The organism is Rhizobacter sp. P2_H2, assembly GCF_056403375.1.
The window spans coordinates 1-1,356 of the sequence record NZ_JBFUFP010001292.1; the positions used below are offsets into that span (position 1 = coordinate 1).

The 1,356-nt window shown below is 70.3% G+C and carries 2 protein-coding genes; one reads left to right on the top strand and one right to left on the bottom strand.

Annotated elements, in window-relative coordinates; all coding sequences use genetic code 11:
- The coding region (locus AC1D15_RS32455) for a LamG domain-containing protein (RefSeq protein WP_477829298.1) at positions 1-996 on the top strand (996 nt) is incomplete at its 5' end.
- A gap of 29 nt (positions 997-1,025) precedes the next feature.
- Here the strand turns inward: AC1D15_RS32455 and AC1D15_RS32460 are convergent.
- A partial coding sequence (locus tag AC1D15_RS32460; protein WP_477829299.1) for a LysR substrate-binding domain-containing protein occupies positions 1,026-1,356 on the bottom strand: 331 nt, incomplete at its 5' end.

Consider the following 1,356-nt stretch of genomic DNA (forward strand, 5'->3'; position numbering starts at 1 on the left):
GCCTTGCAGTGCGAGCCGAAGTACGGCGGCAGCAGCGACGACGTGTGGTGGCCGACGCTGATCCATCGCCGTCCTGGCTATTCCGAGACGATGAAGCCGGCATCGGGCCTCACCGCCCATCTGCGCGGCGACCGCGTCGTGCTGTCGTGGTGGGGCAGCCTCGGCGCGACCTCGTATGCGGTCAAGCGAAGCGCACAGGCGAACGGTCCCTTCACCCTTCTCGGCACGGTCTCGGCGAGCGAACTGCTCACGTACAGCGACATGCCGGCCAACGGCGTCTGGTTCTACCAGGTCACCGCCCAGGGCACCGGTGCCCCGGGCACCGGCTCCAACGTGGCCCGCATCGCCGTTCCGGGCGAGCCCCGCCTGGCCATGCCGCTGAACGGCGTGAACAACTCAGGCACGGCTGGCACGCTGTTCAGCGCCGCCGGCACCTCGGGTTCGGTGCAAGGCACGCTGCTCGACGGCGCGGCCTGGGGCGACGGGCGTCGCAACGACAAGGCCCTCGTGTTCGACGGCAAGAAGGCGGGCCTGCAGCTGCCGCCGGGGCTGTTCGGCGACCTCGACGATTTCAGCGTGTCCCTGTGGGCCTACGCGAATGGGCTGCACTGGGACACCTGCATGTTCTACGCGGGGCAGGACGGATTCAGCTACATGTGCATCGCGCCCCAGAGCGGCGGTCAGGGCGTGCTGCGCTTCGTGATCGCCGGCGCAGGCCACAACGACTCGCAGGTGGTGGAGGCGCCGAGTGCCCTGCCTGTCAGGCGCTGGGTCCATCTGGCGGTCACGCTGCGGGGCAACACCGCGCGGCTGTATCTGGACGGCACCGAAGTGGCGAAATCCGACGACATCCTGCTGTCGCCGCGCCAGGTCGGCGACCAGGTGGCCTTCCTGGGTCGCAACTGGGGGCATCCGTCGTTCGACGGCCGCATCCAGGACTTCCGCGTGCATGCGGGCGCGTTGAGCGCCGCAGAGGTCGCGGCGCTGGCGCGGTGAGTCTCCCGGCCGAAGCGCCGGGCTGGCAGCTACGCGGTTCGTCCAGTCCTCCGCCCGGCCTTCACCTCGCCGAAGAGATCGAACAACTGCTGCGCCGCAGGTGACAGCGGGCGCCCGCGACGCCAGATCAGCCCGACCTTGCGGGTGACCACGGGATCGACCAGCGGCAGGCTCACCAGGAGTGGGTGGTCAGGGCCCGGCATCGCCATCGAAGGCACCGCAGCGACGCCGAGCCCGGCCTCGACCAGGCCGAGTGTCGTCGTGACGTGCTGCGCCTCGTAGATGGCCTGCGGGCGACCGGAGACACCCGCCAACGCCTGGTCCAGCAACACCCGGTTGCCGGACGAGCGGCCCACCGAG